This window comes from Aeromonas sp. FDAARGOS 1409 (genome assembly GCF_019048705.1).
Classification (GTDB): domain Bacteria; phylum Pseudomonadota; class Gammaproteobacteria; order Enterobacterales; family Aeromonadaceae; genus Aeromonas; species Aeromonas sanarellii.
Map to the genome: position 1 here is coordinate 565001 of NZ_CP077395.1, position 18178 is coordinate 583178.

16 protein-coding genes and 1 pseudogene (1 of these 17 only partly in view) are annotated in these 18178 nt (G+C 65.9%); 10 read left to right on the forward strand and 7 right to left on the reverse strand.

What is annotated here, in order from left to right; all coding sequences use genetic code 11:
* On the reverse strand, positions 1-1012 hold the 5' portion of the coding sequence (gene clcA / locus I6L39_RS02590) for a H(+)/Cl(-) exchange transporter ClcA (RefSeq protein WP_254203769.1). Its footprint begins 299 nt before the window's first position; only the first 1012 of its 1311 coding nucleotides appear in the window; it begins with the start codon at positions 1010-1012; its stop codon lies beyond the left edge, outside the window.
* 308 nt (positions 1013-1320) lie between these two features.
* On the opposite strand from clcA, the gene hemL reads away from it, so the two are divergent.
* Both hemL and I6L39_RS02600 read left to right on the forward strand, forming a co-directional pair.
* Positions 1321-2607, forward strand: coding sequence for a glutamate-1-semialdehyde 2,1-aminomutase (hemL, locus tag I6L39_RS02595; protein WP_216990943.1), 1287 nt, complete (start codon positions 1321-1323; stop codon positions 2605-2607).
* Positions 2608-2811: 204 nt separating this feature from the next.
* A complete protein-coding gene (locus I6L39_RS02600) occupies positions 2812-3627 on the forward strand; it encodes a hypothetical protein (protein WP_042077824.1) in 816 nt (271 codons plus the stop codon).
* Positions 3628-3646: 19 nt separating this feature from the next.
* Here I6L39_RS02600 and I6L39_RS02605 read toward each other — a convergent pair whose 3' ends face one another.
* The gene (locus tag I6L39_RS02605) at positions 3647-4555 is read right to left on the reverse strand and encodes a sulfite exporter TauE/SafE family protein (RefSeq protein WP_042077787.1); all 909 of its coding nucleotides are present in this window, start codon (positions 4553-4555) and stop codon (positions 3647-3649) included.
* Positions 4556-4827: 272 nt separating this feature from the next.
* On the reverse strand, positions 4828-5511 hold the full coding sequence (locus I6L39_RS02610) for a phosphatase PAP2 family protein (protein WP_216990944.1): 684 nt from the start codon (positions 5509-5511) through the stop codon (positions 4828-4830).
* Positions 5512-5721: 210 nt separating this feature from the next.
* Here I6L39_RS02610 and I6L39_RS02615 point away from each other — a divergent pair.
* A pseudogene (locus I6L39_RS02615) lies at positions 5722-6237 on the forward strand (DUF2937 family protein).
* Between the two features lie 42 nt (positions 6238-6279).
* On the opposite strand, the gene I6L39_RS02620 reads toward I6L39_RS02615, so the two are convergent.
* The gene (locus tag I6L39_RS02620) at positions 6280-7161 is read right to left on the reverse strand and encodes a LysR family transcriptional regulator (protein WP_209794121.1); all 882 of its coding nucleotides are present in this window, start codon (positions 7159-7161) and stop codon (positions 6280-6282) included.
* A gap of 156 nt (positions 7162-7317) precedes the next feature.
* Here I6L39_RS02620 and I6L39_RS02625 point away from each other — a divergent pair, with 156 nt between their 5' ends.
* Together I6L39_RS02625 and I6L39_RS02630 are read left to right on the forward strand one after the other, a co-directional pair.
* Positions 7318-7722 carry an SMR family transporter gene (locus tag I6L39_RS02625; protein ID WP_216990945.1) on the forward strand — a complete coding sequence of 135 codons (405 nt, stop codon included), beginning with the start codon at positions 7318-7320 and terminating at the stop codon, positions 7720-7722.
* A complete protein-coding gene (locus I6L39_RS02630) occupies positions 7710-8030 on the forward strand; it encodes an SMR family transporter (RefSeq protein ID WP_042077791.1) in 321 nt (106 codons plus the stop codon). Before I6L39_RS02625 ends, I6L39_RS02630 begins: the two co-directional genes overlap by 13 nt.
* 85 nt (positions 8031-8115) lie before the next feature.
* Here I6L39_RS02630 and I6L39_RS02635 read toward each other — a convergent pair whose 3' ends face one another.
* The 3 genes from I6L39_RS02635 to hrpB all read right to left on the reverse strand — a co-directional run bounded on the left by I6L39_RS02635 (position 8116) and on the right by hrpB (position 13465).
* Positions 8116-8517 (reverse strand): VOC family protein, encoded by a 402-nt coding sequence (locus I6L39_RS02635; RefSeq protein WP_216990946.1) that lies wholly within the window; start codon positions 8515-8517, stop codon positions 8116-8118.
* Positions 8518-8560: 43 nt separating this feature from the next.
* Entirely contained in the window at positions 8561-10882 is a 2322-nt protein-coding gene (mrcB, locus tag I6L39_RS02640; RefSeq protein ID WP_202041727.1) for a penicillin-binding protein 1B, read from the reverse strand.
* Positions 10883-11011: 129 nt separating this feature from the next.
* A complete protein-coding gene (gene hrpB, locus I6L39_RS02645) occupies positions 11012-13465 on the reverse strand; it encodes an ATP-dependent helicase HrpB (protein WP_216990947.1) in 2454 nt (817 codons plus the stop codon).
* Positions 13466-13645: 180 nt separating this feature from the next.
* On the opposite strand from hrpB, the gene thpR reads away from it, so the two are divergent.
* The 5 genes from thpR to pcnB all read left to right on the forward strand — a co-directional run bounded on the left by thpR (position 13646) and on the right by pcnB (position 18168).
* Positions 13646-14212 (forward strand): RNA 2',3'-cyclic phosphodiesterase, encoded by a 567-nt coding sequence (gene thpR / locus I6L39_RS02650; RefSeq protein WP_216990948.1) that lies wholly within the window; start codon positions 13646-13648, stop codon positions 14210-14212.
* The gene (sfsA, locus tag I6L39_RS02655; protein ID WP_042077797.1) at positions 14209-14952 is read left to right on the forward strand and encodes a DNA/RNA nuclease SfsA; all 744 of its coding nucleotides are present in this window, start codon (positions 14209-14211) and stop codon (positions 14950-14952) included. Before thpR ends, sfsA begins: the two co-directional genes overlap by 4 nt.
* 119 nt (positions 14953-15071) lie before the next feature.
* The gene (gene dksA, locus I6L39_RS02660; protein WP_042077798.1) at positions 15072-15521 is read left to right on the forward strand and encodes an RNA polymerase-binding protein DksA; all 450 of its coding nucleotides are present in this window, start codon (positions 15072-15074) and stop codon (positions 15519-15521) included.
* Between the two features lie 112 nt (positions 15522-15633).
* A complete protein-coding gene (gluQRS, locus tag I6L39_RS02665) occupies positions 15634-16533 on the forward strand; it encodes a tRNA glutamyl-Q(34) synthetase GluQRS (RefSeq protein WP_216990949.1) in 900 nt (299 codons plus the stop codon).
* A 144-nt stretch (positions 16534-16677) separates the two neighbouring features.
* On the forward strand, positions 16678-18168 hold the full coding sequence (gene pcnB / locus I6L39_RS02670; protein WP_216990950.1) for a polynucleotide adenylyltransferase PcnB: 1491 nt from the start codon (positions 16678-16680) through the stop codon (positions 18166-18168).
* The last annotated feature ends 10 nt before the right edge of the window (positions 18169-18178 follow it).

The following is an 18178-nucleotide window of genomic DNA, read 5'->3' on the forward strand; positions in this document are numbered from 1 at the left end:
AGATCACCCCGAACAGGGTACCGAGTGCCAGGGTGGGGGCGAAGACGCCACCGGGAGCACCGGAGCAGAAACAGACGAGGGTGGCGATGAGGCGCACCGAGAAGATGAGAAACAGGGTGGCCATGGCGTAGTCATCCCCCATCAGCAGCGGAATGAGCTCGGTGCCACCGCCGGTCACCACAGGGGCGAACAGCGACAGCACGCCGAAGGTGCCCGCCACCAGCATGCCGATGGCGACGAAGCGGTGACGCTTGTTTTGATGCAGCGCCAGATAGCCGTCCTGGCAGGCCAGCACCAGCTTGTTGAACACGAAACCCAGCACGCCGAAACAGCCCCCCATGACGAGGAACAGCCAGAGCGCCTTCAGGGCCGGGGCATCGTAGTGGGGCAGGCTGATCACCGCACCTTGCCCCTTCATGTTCTGCAGCATCAGGGTCGCCATGACGGCGGAGATCCCCACCGCCTTGATGGCGAGGAAGGAGTAGCGAAACTGCGGTCGCATCTCCTCCATGACAAAGAGGATCCCCGCCAGCGGTGCATTGAAGGCCGCGGCCAGGCCCCCCGCCGCGCCGGCCGCCAGCAGGGCATGGCCGTGTTCCCTCGGCAGCCGGAAGATATCGGCCACCATCTTGCCGAGGTTGCCGCCGATCTGTACCGAGGGCCCCTCCCGTCCCAGCACCATGCCGGAGCTCAGGGTGCAGATACCGCCGAAGAACTTGACCGGCAGCACCCGCCACCAGCGCACCGGGCGCAGATCGTCCATGGCCCCCTCGATCTCGGGAATGCCCGACCCGCCCGCCTCCGGCGCGAAGGCATGGGTCAGGAAATAACCTATCATGCCCAGCAGGGCGCTGAAACCAAAGCCGATCAGGCCGAGTTGCCACCAGGGACGATCGGCCAGCAGCACGAGGCGCTGCTGGGCCAGCCAGTGCACGCCGGATTCAAACAATCCGCAGACCACGCCGGCCAGGAGCCCGACCAGGACGGCCAGCAGCAGTACGAGGAGCGGCATCTTGTCCTGCCGGATCAAGCGTTGCAGGACGGGAGGACGAGGCGGCGCACCCGCCTCGCCGTGGGGGATAGTTTGTTGCACCATCTGAAACCACATTGAGTCAGCAAGATTGGAAGACACCCCGGACTCGGCTCGGCTGCCCAGCACAGGGCCTTTCTGCTATAGTCGGCCCGTTTCTTTTATCACGGGAGCAGACCGGGAGCCCGGATGGCGAGAGCGCAAAGCATACTCCTCCCGCCCCGACCTTGCCGAGCCGCAATCGGCCGTCTGTGCCCGGGTAACGACCAAAATCCCATTAAGGATGATCCATGTCAAAATCAGATCAGCTGTTTGAACAGGCCCGCCAGACCATTCCGGGCGGCGTCAACTCACCGGTCCGCGCCTTCAATGGGGTCGGTGGTACCCCCCGCTTCATCGATCACGCCGACGGTGCCTATCTCTATGACGTGGACGGCCAGGCCTACGTGGACTACATCGGCTCCTGGGGCCCCATGCTGCTGGGTCACAACCACCCGGCCATCAAGGCCGCCGTCATCAAGGCGGTGGAAAAGGGGCTGAGCTACGGTGCCCCCACCGAGATCGAGGTGCTGATGGCCGAGAAGGTGCGCCAGATCGTGCCCTCCATGGAGCAGGTTCGGATGGTCAACTCCGGCACCGAGGCCACCATGAGCGCCATCCGCCTGGCACGCGGCTATACGGGCCGCGACAAGATCGTCAAGTTTGAAGGCTGCTATCACGGTCACGCCGACTCCCTGCTGGTCAAGGCCGGCTCCGGCGCCCTGACCCTGGGCCAGCCCAACAGCCCGGGCGTGCCGGCCGACTTCGCCAAGCACACTCTCACCTGTGTCTATAACGATCTGGACTCGGTGCGCGAGGCCTTCACCCAGTACGGCAGCGAGATCGCCTGCATCATCGTCGAGCCGGTGGCGGGCAACATGAACTGCATCCCGCCGGTCCCCGGCTTCCTGGAAGGGCTGCGCGCCATCTGCGACGAATTCGGCGCTCTGCTGATCCTGGACGAGGTGATGACCGGCTTCCGCGTCTCCCTGCGCGGCGCCCAGGGCCACTACAACATCGATCCGGACCTCACCACCCTCGGCAAGATCATCGGCGCCGGCATGCCGGTGGGCGCCTTCGGCGGCAAGAAGAAGGTGATGCAGCACATAGCCCCGACCGGTCCCGTCTATCAGGCGGGCACCCTGTCCGGCAACCCGGTGGCCATGGCCGCCGGCCTCGCCATGCTGGATCTGCTGCTGGAACCGGGTCTCTATGATCGGCTGAGCGCCAAGACGGCGCGGGTTGCAGAAGGGCTCAAGGCCGCCGCCGCCAAGCACGGCATTCCGCTCGCCATCACCTATGTGGGCGGCATGTTCGGGTTCTTCTTCACCGAAGAGCCCGAGATCACCCGCTATGAGCAGGTGACTCGCTGTGACATGGAACGCTTCAAGCGCTTCTACCATCTGATGCTGGAGGAGGGTGTCTATCTGGCGCCGAGCGCCTACGAGGCGGGTTTCCTGTCCCTGGCCCACGGCGATAAGGAGATCGAGCACACCCTGGCCGCCGCCGAGCGCAGCTTCGCCAAGCTGGCGGGCTGAGCGCCATCCGAATGACAAAGGGCCCGATGGGCCCTTTTTGTTGCCTCGCCTCCGGGCTGGCGCCCACGCTCCCTTCTGGTGCAAGGGGACTCCCCCGGGCCAGGATTTGCCGCCCTCTGGTGCAGCCAGCGCCACCCAGGTTGTCATAAAGCGGGCCCACTATTTGCACTGATCCGTGCAGGAGCCCACTTGATCGAGGTGTGTATGGCAGAGATGAGCCCCATCGATGTGCTGCGGCGCTATCAGGAGTACGAAACCGAGCTGACCCCCCTGCTGCTGGGGTTGCTCACCCTCCCCCAGGAGTCCCTCAAGGCCTACTCCTTCGTGCAGGAGGTGCGAAGCCTGACACCACATCAGACGAGCCCCTGCATCCAGGCGCCCATTCCGGCGGCCCAGGGGCAGCTGCGCGTGCTGGTGCAGGGCCACGGTCGCGAACTGGAGATCAACCTGCACCCGCTGATCGCCTGGCTGATGGGAGACAGGGAGCGGCGCCGCGCCATTCCCTGGTTCAGGGCCGTCTACGTCATCCTGAGCCTGGCGCTGTTTCTCATCGTCGGCACCCTGATCTGGCACGGCCTCGAGCAGCTCTACCTGCTGCTGTGCGGCACCCAGCAGAACCGGCTCGGCGCCTTCAGCGCCATCATCTTCCTGACCCTGGCGCTGGCGGTATTCGATCTGGGCAAGACCATATTGGAGGAGGAGGTGCTGCTGCATAAGGACATCTTCCGCCACAGCGCCATCCGCCGCACCATTACCCGCTTCATCGCCGCCATCCTGATCGCGGTCTCCATCGAGGGGCTGTTGCTGCTGTTCAAGGGCTCCCTCGGCCAGGTCGAGCTGCTCTGGCCTGCGGTGGGGGTGATGGGCTGCGCCGTGGGCTTGCTGCTGGCGCTGGGGCTCTATGTGTTTCTGGGGGCCAGGGCCGAGGCGGCGCTGGTCGCTTCAAGCCAGCGTCCCCCGACCGGGGGAGAGCAGGTGGGGACTCCGCTCGCCAGACGCAGGATCCGGCGAACGAGATAGCTGGTTTGGGTTGATGAGGTTAACCCGCATCTTCGGCCAGCCGGGGCTGGCTCTCGGGCTCTCCCCTGGCCGCCTTCCAGGAGGCGTACATGGTCCAGGAGGTATAGATGACGATGAAGGCCACCAGCCATTTGAGCATCGCCATGTCCATGGACTGAACCAGCATGGCCGCCAGCACCACCCCGATGGGACCGAAGAGCGCCACCGCCAGCACCGCCCGCGCATCGAAGGCCCCCTTGCGGATGAAGGTACCCGCCGAGAAGACGCTGAGCACGGCGGTGGAGCCCATCATGATGGGGAAGGCCGCCAGCGGGTTCATGCCGAGCAGATAGACGAGGGTCATGCAGGGGGCAAACAGGCCGATGCCGACGTTCATCAGCACCCCGAAGAGGAAGTTGCCTGCCAGGGCGATCCCGAGCTTGTAACCGCTCAGCCCCATGGCCTCGCCGCCCAGGGGAAACAACCCCAGCAGACCCGCGAAGATGAGGCCGGCCACCACCAGCAGGGAGACCGCCATCACCAGCCGTATGGTCTGGCGATCGAAGGAGGCGACGTGGCGCGCCCCCCAGGCGGCCCCTGCCGCCGCCGCGCCCATCATGCCGACCAGGGTGAGGGGATCCACCTTGACGGCACCGATGAAGATGAGGGACTGGGTGACCGTCGGCAGCACGCACTGACCGTTGAGGGTGCCGGGCAACAGCCGATCGTCGATCAGCTTGAACTGCTTGTAGCAGGCGGTCTTCACCGCGAAGCTGCCGACCCCCAGAGTATCGAGAAAGTTCGCGACGAAGCCGATGCCCGCCACCGGCCAGAAGGGGGTGGGTTCAAGGGAGCCCTGCTGGCGTTTGTGCCACCAGGCGTGGATCAGCATGAAGATAAAGACTAGGGCACAGCCGATAAACAAGAGACGCAGACAAGTGACGAGCATAGTGAGACCTCCAGCAACGGGCGGCGATTCTAAGGCAGTACACGGAAAAAATCCTGGCCAGGATCAAGCTCTCGCCTGATGCAAACGTTTGGTGTCATCCATTTCCGTTGGCAGAATCCGAATGGCGCTGACCATACTTGTCATCAGGGCCAAGGCCCGGGCTCATCGGGCGTAGTCCTGGTCATTTCGCGACGACCACAGCACCGATGGGAGATAAGCAAAAGAAGGCGGGCCACCCCGCCTTCTTTTTATTTCTCGGCCTCCGGGTGGGCTCAGGAGATCCAGCGGGGCAGCCGGGGAGCAATGCGGTCGATCAACCGATCCGACAGGGGGCTCAGCAGCAGGGGCGGCAGGCAGATCAGGGAGAGGCAGAGGGCGCCGACATAGACATCCGTCATCCAGTGAGCGCCGGCGAGGATGCGGGGGGCCGAGAACAGAGGCACCATCAGCAGGGCGATCATGGCGGCCCGGCGCGGCAGATAGCGCAGGGTGAAGCCGGCGAAGATCATCAGGAACAGGGCATGATCACCGGGGAAACTGTCGCCGGCGGAATCCTTGGTCGGGATGGTGCTGAGCTCGGTCAGCCGCAGCGCCCCTTCCACCATCAGGGTGGGGCTGGGGCGGCTGACCGGCAGCAGGTGACCGAGCTGATTGATCACCAGGGCCGCCAGCAGCATCACGCATCCCATGGCCACCAGACGGCGGCGATCCTGCTCCCCGGCACGGAAGAAACAGGTGGCGAGGATCCCCCCCATGCAGGCCAGCGCGGCCAGATCGAACAGGCGGTTGTTGGTGATGGCCACCAGATCGGCCCAGCGGGGGGAGTGGCCGAGCCAGCCATTGACCAGCTGGAAGAGGGCGAGATCCCAGTGATCCCAGGGGCCATGATCCGGCAGGGCAGCCCAGCTGAAGGCAATCAGGCCACCGATCAGATAGAGAGGAATGAACTTGCTCATGCCGACTTTTCCTTGGAAAAGCGCGCATTCTAGGTCAGTCAAAAGATGACGTGAATCACAGAAATGTAAGCATTCGTGTCAAAAACGCATTCCATTGAATCCGCCCCTGGACCGTTCTGCCCCCCCAGGCCGGCAGAACGGGCACCGCCGTCTTGGCTCTCCCACGGCTTGCGGCTAGTATGGCCACTCCGTTCACTCAGGATGATGATGATGCGCAGCTACCTTCGCATGATGCTGTTTGCCCTCGGCTTGCTGGCTGGCGTGCAGATCCCCGGGATCGTCGATCTCTACTACCAGCGGCTGGATGCGCGCCTGTAACAGGCCGACCTCAGTCTGGCACCCTTCCAGCGCACCGCGGATCAGCACTTCCAGGGCGATCTTCAGGCCCTGGTCGCCCACTACGGCGCCAGCCAGGATCCCGTCTTCACCCAGGATGCCGCCAGCCTGCAACAGCTGGTGAGCCAGCAGCGGCACCTGCAGCAGGAACTCGCCTTCCGGGACCAGGCCTGGTATCGGCAGCTCTCCCACCTGCTGCTGCGCGCCGATCCCCTGCTCTGGCAGGACACCCTGCACAACTACGGCTATGTGGTGCCGCTCAATCAGGCCGCCATCCTCTGCGGCGTGACGGTGGGCCTGATGGCCTCCCTGCTGGGGGATCTGCTGCTCAGCCTCCTGGCGCTGCCCTTTCGCCCGCGCCAGCCGCTCTCCCGGCGCAGCCTGCGCTGATCCCCCTGGTGCCGCCATGTCCGGCGGCGCCCCCGAACGCGGTCATTCGAAGGGTTCGAGATAGGCCCCGATGGCCTTCTTGAGCCAGGCCAGCACCTTGCCATGGTGGGCATTTTCCGCCAGATAGACCCCGTAGTCGCGCCACTGCAGGCTGAACTTGTGTTTCAGGGTCAGCAGCTCCCCCTGGCGCAGCTGGCTCTGGATCAGCGGTGACGGCAGCACGGCCCAGCCGAGGCCGTCGAGCACCGCATCCCGCATCAGCTCGAAGCTCGACAGCCCGATGTGATGGCCCCCGATGGGCAGCAGGCTCTTGACCGAGAATTCGTCCACATAGGAGAGGGTGACCTGGGTATGGCCGGTCAGGTCCTGCTGCAGCACCCGCTTCAGGCTGGCCAGCGGGTGGCTCGGGGCCACCACCATCAGGGTGCGGATTGGGTTGAGCACCTCGATGCTGAGGCCGCTGCGCTCCTGCTCCTCGGTGATGAGGCCGAAGGCGGCATCCACGAACCCCTCCTCCACCAGGGCGGGCAGCTCAGGCGGCGAGGCCAGCACCAGGGAGATGCTGGTGCCGGGAAACTGGTGGCGCAGCTGGCCCAGCATCTCCCGCCACACCGCCTCGGGGATGGCGTCATCCCGCGCCACCCGCAGCGCCACCTCGGCGCCGGAGGCATGGTGCTCGCACTTGAGCTTGAGGCTGTTGGCGGCCTGCAGCAGCCGTTTGCAGTCGTCCAGCACCTGCTCGCCGATCTCGGTCAGCCGGCTCTGGTTGGCCCCTCGTTCAAAAAGTTCGACGCCAAGCTCAATCTCAAGCGCCGCGATCGCCGTGCTGACCGCGCTGCGACTCTTGCCAAGGCGGCGGGCCGCATTGGCGATGGAGCCACTGCTGGCTGATTCCACAAAGAGTTGTATCTGGTAGAGCTTCATGATTTGGGTCGTGAGCTAGGTATCCGGCATTCACCTTATCTCGCCCGCTGCTGCCAAGGCAAACCGTCAGCGTCTGAGTTGTCGACGCTCAGCGATTCTGCCGCCTGAGCGGGCTGCGGCTATCATGGCCCCGTCGCAGCAACAAAAGGACATTTTATGTTATTCAATCCCATGCTCCTGGCCCGCCTCTTCCTGACGGGCGCCATCCTGACCGAGGTCGCCGGCACCTCCACCATGGCCATGATCCCGGAGAACCAGGCCGGCTGGCTCAACTACCTGCCCATGTGGGCACTCATCTCGCTCTCCTACCTGTTGTTGGCCAAAGCCGCCACAACAATCTCCATTGGCATTGCCTTCGCGCTCTGGGAGGGGCTGGGGATCGCGCTGATCACCGTCGTCTCCGTACTGTTCCTCGACTACCGCCTGAATGCTCAGGAGTTGATCGGACTGGCGCTGGCCATAGTGGGGATTGTTCTGGTGACGATGGGTGAGCGCCACGAGGAGCCGGTCGCCCCCACGCACAGCGCCCACGAGGCCAGGGAGGTCCCATGCACCCGCTGATGATAGTGCTGGGCGCCGCCTTGCTGGATATCGGCGCCAACATGGCGATCAACCGCTCGCTCGGCTTTCGCCACAAGGGCTGGGGCCTGCTCGGCATCCTGCTGGTACTGTGCGCCTTCACCCTGCTGTCGGAGGCGGTCAGCACGGGCCGGATCGATCTTGCCGTGGCCTATGCCACCTGGGGCGCCATCGGGATCCTGGGTACCGCCCTCGGCGGACTGCTGCTGTTCGGCGAGCGGCTCAAGCCCGTCGGCTGGGTCGGCATCCTGGTGATGGCCGTCGCCGTGGCCCTGCTCACCACCGCCTGACCCCCAGTTGACGCAAAGAAAGAAGCCGCCCGGTTTGCCTGGCGGCTTCTTCTGTTTGGGGGACTGAGGCCTGAGCGGCACATCCCTATGGCTGCGCTTCGTAGAGCTCCAGCGGCAGGCCGTCGGGGTCGGCGAAGAAGGTGAAGCGCCGGCCGGTCAGCTCGTCCACCCGCACCGGCTCCACCTCGACGCCGTGCCGCTGCAGATGGGCGATGACCCTGTCCAGCTCCCCCACCCGGAACGCCAGGTGGCGCAAACCGCACGCCTCCGGCCGGGAGGGGCGCGGCGGCGGCGCCGGAAAGCTGAACAGCTCCAGCTGGCTTCCGTCCGGCAGCGCCAGATCCAGCTTCCACGACTGGCGCTCGGCCCTCAGGGTCTCCGCAATGACGGGCAGCCCCAGCACCTGGTGATAGAAGTGGCGGGAGCGCTCATAGTCGCTGGCGATGATGGCCACGTGGTGGATGGCGTCAAACAGGGGAGTCGTCATGGGCACTCCTTGCAACACGGGCAGCCAGGGCTGCCCGTCGCAGTTAGTTGAAGAAACCGTTGAACCAGTTGTCCAGCGCGTTGACCGGGTTGGAGACCGGGCTGGCACAGCTCATGGGCTCGGCCAGACCGGCCAGCTTGGCCGGCACCTGCAGGCTGCCGGGGCAGTCGCTGGCCACCCGGGCCCCGCTCGCGCGGGAGAAGTTGGCCCAGCTCACCCCTTCCGGCATCTTCAGCCCCAGGCTGTTGACCCCGCGCTGGCTCATGTAGCCGCTGAACAGCTGGAGCGCCCCGCTGGCACCGGTCAGCCCGGCCGGGGTGTTGTCGTCGCGGCCGACCCAGACGCTCACCAGCTCGTTGTTATCCATCCCGGCGAACCAGGAGTCCCGCAGCTCGTTGGTGGTCCCCGTCTTGGCGGCCATGGTGGCGCCGGGGAACTTGGCGCCCAGCGCCCGGGCCGTGCCCTGGCTCACCGTCTTGGTCATGGCGAACAGGGTCAGCCAGCTCGCCTGGGGATCCGTCACCCGCTTCGCGGTCTCGTCATGCTGGTAGAGCTGGCTGCCATCGCCGTTCACCACGGCGCGGATCGCCGACAGGGGCTGGGTCAGCCCCTGGTTCGCGATGGGCAGGTACATCTGGTTCACCTCCATGGGGGAGAGGGCCACGGCCCCCAGCACCAGGGACGGATAAGGCTGGATCTCCTGCTCCACGCCGAGCTTGTGCAGGGTGTCCACCACCTTGTCCAGACCGACCTGCATCCCGAGGTTGACGGTCGGCACGTTGAGGGAGCTGGCGAGCGCCTCCATCAGCGGTACGCTCTGGCGGAACTTGCGATCGTAGTTCTGGGGCGTCCAGATCTGGCCGTCCTGGCCGCGGATGCGGATCGGCTGATCTTTCAGCGGTGTGCCCAGGGTCAGGCCGTTGGAGAGGCCGGTCAGGTAGACCGCCGGCTTCACCAGGGAGCCGATCTGGCGGCGGGCATCCAGCGCCCGGTTGAAGCCGGCGTAACGGGGATCCCGTCCCCCCACCATGGCCACCACCTCGCCCTTGTGCCAGTCGGAGACCACCATGGCCGCCTCCAGCTTCTTCTTGCCGCGCTGCTTCTCTATGGTGGCCAGCCCCGTCTGCACCGCCTGCTCGGCGGCGTGCTGGGCGATGGGATCCAGGCTGGTGAAGATCTTGAGTCCGGACTGCTTGAGCAGATCCGGGCCGAAGCGGCTCTGGATCTCCCGCTTGAGCAGCCCCATGAAGGCCGGGGTGCGGCCATAGCTCATCTGGCCGCGGGCGATGATGCCCAGCGGCTGCTTGCTGGCCAGCTCATACTCGGCCTGGGTCAGGCTGCCGTGGTCCATCAGGAGCTTGAGCACCAGATCCCGGCGCGCCTTGGCCCGGTCCGGGAAGCGCCAGGGATCGTAATAGGAGGGGCCCTTCACCATGCCCACCAGCAGGGCCACCTGATCGATGTCCAGCTCGTTGACCGGGATGCCGAAGTAGAAGTAGGAGGCCAACCCGAAGCCGTAAACCCCCTGGGAGAAGTTCTGCCCCAGATAGACCTCGTTGAGGTAGGCCTCCAGGATCTCGTCCTTGCTGTAGCGGTAGTCGATGAGCACCGCCATGTAGGCCTCCTGCAGCTTGCGCCACAGGCTGCGCTCACGGGTCAGGAAGAAGTTCTTGGCGAGCTGCTGGGTGAGGGTGCTGCCCCCCTGGACGGTGCGCCCCGCCAGCAGGTTGGCCGCCATGGCACGCATGATGGCCACGGGCGAGACGCCGCCGTGCTGGTAGAAGTCACGGTCTTCCGTGGTGAGCAGGGTGACCAGCAGGCTGTCAGGCACCTCGGAGAGCCGCACCAGCAGACGATCCTCCCGATCCTCGGTGTTGAGGCGATCCAGCAGCACAGGGTCCATCTGGGCGTAGCCGAGCTGACGCTGGTTCTCCAGGGACTGAATCCCCTCGAGCCGCGCCCCGTTGAAGGTGAGGCGCAGGCCGCGGGCGCCGTCGGCCCCGTCGTGGAACTCGAATGGACGGCGGATAAGCTCGATGCGGTTGCCGCTCACCGCGTACTCCCCCGGGGTGTGCGGCTGGCGCACCTGCTTGTAGCTCAGCATGTTGAGCTCGCGCAGCATCTGGGTCTGGGAGAGACGCTGGCTGGGATAGAGCTCCAGCGGGCGACTGTAGACCATCACGGGCAACTGCCACTTCTCGCCGTCGAAGCGCTCGCGCACCTTGGTATCCAGGTAGATGCCGAACACCACCATGAAGGCGCCCACCACCAGGGAGATCTTGAAACCAAGCCAGAACAGGGTGCGCCAGATGGTGCGTTTGGGCGCCGCCTTCTTGGGGGGGCTCTTGCGTCGTTGGGTTGCCATAAATCCTCTTGTTTTCCTACTCGTCATCTCGCATTCGCGAGCGGCCAGGTATGCCGGTTCCTGTGGTGGATCGGCCCTGTGCCTGGTCCATCCTGCTCTGGTCGCACCGGCCGGTCACTTTAGTGCCGGCTACTCCTGCAGCCCCATCTTCTTCTTGGTCACCCTGGTCGGCATGGCCTCCAGCGGATTGTCCGGCCAGTAGTGGCGGGGGTATCGACCCTTCATCTCTTTCTTTACCTGTTCGTAGGATCCCGCCCAGAAGGCGGTGAGATCCGCGGTGATCTGCAAGGGCCGCTGGGCCGGGGAGAGCAGCTCCACCACCAGGGGCACCCGGCCGTCGGCCACGCAGGGGGTGGTGCCCAGCCCGAACATCTCCTGGATCCGCACCGGGATCGCCGGCGCCTGCCCCGGCTGGTAACGGATCCGCACCCGGCTGCCGGTCGGCGCCGTGAAGTGACTAGGCAGTGCCTCGTCCAGCCGCCTGGGCAATGGCCAGGGCAGCGACTGGCGCAGGATGTCGCTCATGTCGAGTTTTTTCAACTGCTCCAGCCGGGTCATACCGCTCACCGCCGGCAGCAGCCACTGCTCGAGACCCGCGAGCAGGCTCTCCTCGTCCATCGCGGGCCAGCCCTCGTCCGGCAGCCACTCGGCGGCGCAGCGCAAGCGGGCCAGCAGCCCCTCGCTGGCGTCGTCCCAGGGCAGCACGTGCAGCCCCTTGCGCCGGATCCCCTGCAGCAGGCAGCGCCCTTTCTGTTCGTCCGACAGCTCGGTGAGCGGCCGCTGACTCAGCACCAGCTCGCCCAGCACCTGCTGGCGCTCCGCCCGCACCCGCTCCTCACGCTCGTCCCAGTCGAACCACTGGCGCTCGCTCACCATCTCCGGCAGCAGGCGCACCAGCTCGTCCAGCACCACAGGCTCGGCAATGAAGATGCGGCTGCCGCGCTCGTTCTGACCCATTTCGACGGCCACGAGGGCCCCCTGCCCCTGACAGGGATGCCCTTCTACCAGATCGCAGCTCACCCCGCCACTGAGCTGGTAGCGCTGGCCGCTGCGCAGCCTGCCGATGCGATCGGGCCAGGCGAGGGCGCACAGCAACCCCAGCCACTGGCCCCGGGCGGCCTCCTGGCGCACGCCGAGCCGCTCGAACCAGCGGGTGGCCCCCTGGCGCAGGGCCCCTTGCCGGCGGTGGAACAGCACGGAAAGGCGTTCGGATCCTCGCAGATCTTCTTCCAGCAGCGCCACCAGGAAAGCCGCATCGGCGACAATCCCTGTCAGACCCTCGGCCTCCAGCTCCCGGGCCCGCAGCAACATGCGGGCGAGGCGGGGATGGGTACCGAACGCCGCCATCACCCTCCCCTCGGGGGTCAACTGTTGCTCGCCGCCCGGCTTCATGGCACCCAGGGTCACCAGCAGCCGCTGGGCACTGGCCACGGCGGCGGCCGGGGGCGGGTCCAGCAGCGGCAGCTCCTCCACCCTGGCCCCCCACTGGGCGGCATCCAGCAGCAGACCGGTCAGCTCCTGGGTCAGGATGTCGGGGGGGCTCTGCTCGGCGAGGCGCTCCTGCACCTCGCCGCTCCAGAGCCGGTAGCAGACGCCGGGGCCAAGACGACCGGCCCGCCCTGCCCGCTGGGTGGCGGAGGACTTGGCGATGGGGCGGGTCTCCAGCCGGGTGACACCGCTCTTGAGATCGAAGGAGGCACGCCGCTCCAGCCCGCTGTCGACGACCACCGAGATCCCCTCGATGGTGAGAGAGGTCTCCGCCACATTGGTGGTGAGCACCAGCTTGCGACGGCCCGCCGGGGCCGGATCTATGGCCGCCTGCTGGGCCGCCATGTCGAGGCGGCCGTAGAGAGGGGCGAGGATCACCTCGTCCGGCAGCCGCCCTTCCAGCCACTGCGCCAGCCGCTCTATCTCCCCCTGGCCCGGGAGGAAGACCAGGACGCTGCCATCGTGGGCGGCCAGCGCCTCCAGCACCACGGCGCCGAGCTGGGGCTCCAGCCACTGCTGGCGGTTGGCGGGGCGATAGTGGTACTCGATGGGAAAGCCGCGTCCCTCGGAGCGCACCACGGGGGCATCCGGCAAAAGCCGCTCCAGCGCCATGCCATCCAGGGTGGCGGACATCACCAGGAGCTTGAGATCGTCGCGCAACCCCTGCTGGCTCTCGATGGCGAAGGCCAGGGCGGTGTCGGCGTGCAGGCTGCGCTCGTGGAACTCGTCGAAGATGACGAGCGAGACGCCGGCGAGCTCGGGATCCTGCTGCAGCATCCGGGTCAGCACCCCCTCGGTCACGATCTCGAGCCGGGTGGCGGCGCTGGTGCGGCTCTCGCCCCGCACCCGCAGGCCCACGCGCTCCCCCACCTTCTCACCGAGCTGGCGCGCCAGGAAGCTCGCGATGTTGCGTGCCGCGAGGCGCCTGGGCTCCAGCATGATGATGCGACCGGGCAGCCGCTGCCGGCGCACCAGCTCCAGGGGCAGCAGGGTCGACTTGCCCGCCCCCGGCGGCGCCTGCAGGATCACGCTGGCGTGGCGGTCGATGGCGGCAAACAGCTCGGGCAGCACCGAGACGATGGGGAGTAAAGACAAAGCGGCGCGGACCTTCTGTGATGACCTGGAAAAGGCGTCCATTCTGCCACAGCCACCCGGCCACCGTAAGCGGCAGTGCCCGCCCCCGGCTGGCGGGCCAGGCGACACGGCAAGACATCCGGGGAGCAGCTGCCATAGAATGGCCCCCTGCGATGAGTACCACGAGGACAGACACCGCGCATGCCCAAACTCTTCTTTGCCCTGCCCCTGCCCACCCTGGCCCCCGAGCTGGCGGCCTGGCGCGACCGGCGCCCCTGGCCCGGCCTGCCGGTGCCGGAAGCCAATCTGCACCTGACCCTGGCCTTCCTCGGGGAGGCCGACGAGGCGACCCAGGCCCGCCTGCTCGCGCTCGCCGGCCAGCAGCATTGCCCGCCCTTCAGCGTTCATCTGGATCAGACCGGCTGGTTTCAGCGTGCCAAGGCGGCCTGGGTGGGCCCCAGCGAATGGCCGAACGAGCTCACCGTCCTGGCCAGGGCCCTGCGCCGCCACGGCGAGAAGCTGGGGCTTGGCAACGGCGAGCAGGGCTATCGCCCCCATGTCACCCTGTCGCGCAAGGCGAACGAGGCCCCCGGCGAGCTGCCCGCCCCCGACTTTCAGCTCGAGGCGGACCGCTTCTGCCTCTACCGGTCCGTCAGCACCCCGGACGGCGTCCATTACGAGCCGCTGGCCTGCTGGCCCCTGCGCGCCCGCCCCAAACCCGCAGCACACCCTCGCCCCGACGCCAACGCCCAGGAGAACCGCCGATGATCTTCGCTCCCCCCCTGCAATCCGGGCAGCTGATCGCCCGCTACAAGCGCTTCCTGACCGACGTACAACTCGAGGGCGGCGAGGTGATCACCCTCCACTGCGCCAATACCGGTGCCATGACAGGCTGCGCCGAGCCCGGTACCCGGGTCTGGTATTCCACCTCTAACAATCCCAGGCGCAAGCTGGCCCACAGCTGGGAAATCGCCGAGAGCCCGGCGGGCCACTTCATCTGCGTCAACACCGCCCGGGCCAACCAGATTGCACGGGAGCTGATCGAGCAGGGCGCCATCGCGCCGCTGGCGGGCTATGCCAGGCTGCGCACCGAGGTGAAATATGGCGAGGAGAACAGCCGCATCGACCTGCTGCTGGAGGATGACGAGCGGCCGGATTGTTACATCGAGGTGAAGTCGGTGACCCTGCTCGACGAGCGGGAGCAGCCGGGCATGGGTTACTTCCCCGATGCCGTGACCGCCCGCGGCGCCAAGCACTTGCGTGAATTGATGGCCATGAAGGCGGCCGGCCACAGGGCCGTGCTGCTATTTATGGTGCTGCACTCCGGCATCGAGCGGATGCGGCCTGCGGCCCATATCGATCCGCTCTATAGTCAACTTATCGAGCAGGCGATGGCGGCAGGGGTTGAAATTTTATGCTATCGCCCCCATGTTGGGGTGCAGGGCATTGTGGCGCAAGATTTTATCCCGTTTGAATCTGGCCATATGCTACCCGAGGGCAAAGAATAAATGCGGAAGTGGGTAACATTATTGACAAGGCTTGTTTGCCTCCCGTTGACCCTTCTGCTATAGATGTCGCCCTCAATTTATGGATGGCACGGGTAGCGTGCTGAATTAGGAGACAGGGCATGCCAACAGGCGAAAACAGGAAATCTCTGGGCCCCCTGGCCATTGCGGGTGTAGAGCCTTACCAGATGCAAGCCGGTGAGGAGTACATGAATGACCAACAGAAGGTTCATTTTCGCAAGATCCTGGGAGCCTGGCGCAACCAACTGATGCAGGAAGTTGACCGCACCGTCGACCATATGAAGGATGAGGCTGCCAACTTCCCGGATCCCGTGGATCGCGCCGCGCAGGAAGAAGAGTTCGCGCTCGAACTGCGCACCCGCGATCGTGAACGCAAACTGATCAAGAAGATCGAAAAGACCCTGCTGCTGCTCGAGGAAGATGACTTCGGTTACTGCGAGCATTGCGGCATCGAGATCGGCATCCGCCGTCTGGAAGCCCGTCCGACAGCCGACCTCTGTGTCGACTGCAAGACGCTGGCCGAGATCAAGGAAAAGCAGATGGCTGGCTGATGCCGCCCATCGGGATGAACGAAGAAGGGAGCGTGTACGCTCCCTTTTTTATTGAGCTTTTGCCCGTGGCGTCCCAGAATGCAGCCTCAATGCATCGTCTACCCGAATTGCCATGGTCATGACTCCCCCTACCACCCGGCCCTATGTCGGCCGCTTCGCCCCCTCCCCGTCCGGGCCACTCCACTTCGGTTCCCTGGTCGCCGCCCTCGGCAGCTTCCTGCAGGCAAGGTCGCAGCAGGGCCGCTGGCTGGTGCGCATCGAAGACATAGACCCCCCGCGGGAGATGGCGGGCGCCGCAGATCTCATCCTGCAGACCCTGGAGGCCCATGGCCTCGCCTGGGATGGCGAGGTGATCTACCAGAGCCGGCGCCATGACCGCTACGACGAGATCATCGCCGCACTCCACCGGGCCGGGGATCTCTACTGGTGCCGTTGCACCCGGCGCGAGATCATGGCCAGCGGCGGCTTCTACAACGGCCACTGCCGCAACCTGGCTCTGGCGCCCGCAGGCTGCGCCGCCCGCCTGCGCCAGCATCACCCCGTCTATCGCTTCGAGGATGCGCTGCAGGGGGAGATTAGGGTGCCAGCGGCCCTGGCCGAGGAGGATTTCATCGTGCGCCGCCGGGACGGGCTCTACGCCTACAACCTGGCGGTGGTGGTGGACGACATGGACAGCGGCATCACCGAGATAGTGCGCGGCGCCGACCTGCTGGAGCCCACGGTGCGCCAGATCGCCCTCTACCAGACCCTGGGGGCCGAGATACCCGCCTGGGTGCATCTGCCCCTGGCGGTGCTGCCGGACGGCAACAAGCTCTCCAAGCAGAACCACGCGCCGGCGCTGAATCCGGATGAGGCGAGCGCATCCCTGTGGCAGGCCCTCGCCTTTCTCGGCCAGTGCCCGCCCCCCGAACTGCGGGAAGGCGCGGTCGACGAGATCGTCGCCTGGGGCATCGCCCACTGGCAGTTGGCCCGGGTGCCTGCCAGCGAGAAGATCCAGCTGGCTGATTACTGAATCGCGCAGGCAATTTTGGTTTGATTGAACGTAAATCGCCGCTGTTGGCCGTGATTTTGTCGGGATAATCCGAGTCAAACGAGATCAATTGCCAGCACGGTTTTTCATTTGGTTAGGCCTGAGCTATGATAGGCCGCTATTTTTTTGGCCTCCCGTCAATTTGAAGTCATAACGAGGTGTACCATTTTTTCCCAGATCGCAAACTTTTGCCGCAAGGTGCTCGGCAAGGAAGACGGCGAGCAGTCGGTGGAGTCCCCCATTCCGGCCCGTGTCGCCGGGCAACGCCGTACCTTGAGCCGTGACCAGCACCCGATTTCGCGCAAAGAGATCAGCGAGAATGCCCTCAAGGTGCTCTATCGCCTGAACAAGGGGGGCTATGAGGCCTACCTGGTCGGCGGCGGTGTCCGTGACCTGCTGCTCGGGAAGACGCCCAAGGATTTCGACATCGCCACCGATGCGACGCCGGAACAGATCAAGGCGCTGTTCAGCAACTGCCGCCTCATCGGCCGCCGTTTCCGCCTGGCTCACATCGTCTTTGGTCGTGACGTGATCGAAGTGGCCACCTTCCGGGGTCACCACCATCAGGTCAATACCAGCAAGCATGTGTCGGCCCAGTCCGATGAAGGCATGCTGCTGCGGGACAACGTCTACGGCACCATCGAAGAGGATGCCGAGCGTCGCGACTTTACCGTCAACGCCCTCTACTACAGCGCCAAGGATTTCACCCTGCACGACTTCGAGGGCGGGCTGGAAGATCTGGCCGCGCGCAGGCTGGAGCTCATCGGTGACCCCGAGACCCGTTACCGGGAAGATCCGGTGCGCATGCTGCGCGCCGTGCGCTTCGCCGCCAAGCTGGACATGACCATCAGCCCGCGCACCGCCGCCCCTATCAGGGAGCTGGCCCCGCTGCTGCAGGACATCCCGGCCGCCCGCCTGTTCGAGGAGACCCTCAAGCTGTTCCTGGCCGGCGACGGTCTCGCCACCTACAAGCTGCTGCGCGAATACGGGCTGTTCCAGCCGCTGTTCCCCCAGGTCGCCGCCCTGTTCACGCCCCACGGCAACTCGCCCTACGAGCAGTTCATCGAGCAGGCGCTGATGGACACCGACACCCGGGTGCGCGAAGAGAAGCGCGTCACTCCCGCCTTCCTCTACGCCACCCTGCTGTGGGGCGCCGTCGAGGCCCGCGGCCGGGTGCTGGAAAACGAGAGCGGCCTGCCCTGGTATGACGCCTTCATGCTGGCCATCAACGAGGTGCTGGACGCCCAGGTGCGGATCATCGCCGTGCCACGCCGCTTCACCACGGACGTGCGTGACATCTGGGCCCTGCAGCAGCGCCTGACCCGTCGCCAGGGCAAGCACCCCGAGCGCGCCATGGAGCACCCGAAATTCCGTGCGGCCTTCGATTTCCTGTTGCTGCGCAACCGGGTCGAGCGCGGCCTCGGCGAGCTGGCGAGCTGGTGGGAGCGCTATGTGGCCTCCAACCCGGACGTGCGCCCGCAACTGCAACGGGAGGCGACCCGCCGCCCGGCGAGCGGCGAGCGCGCCGACTCCCGCAGCGGTGATGGCGAGAAGCGCAGCGGCAATGGCCGCAACCGCCGTCGCCCCCGTCGCCGCAAGCCGAAGTCGGCAGAGTAAGGATCCGCCG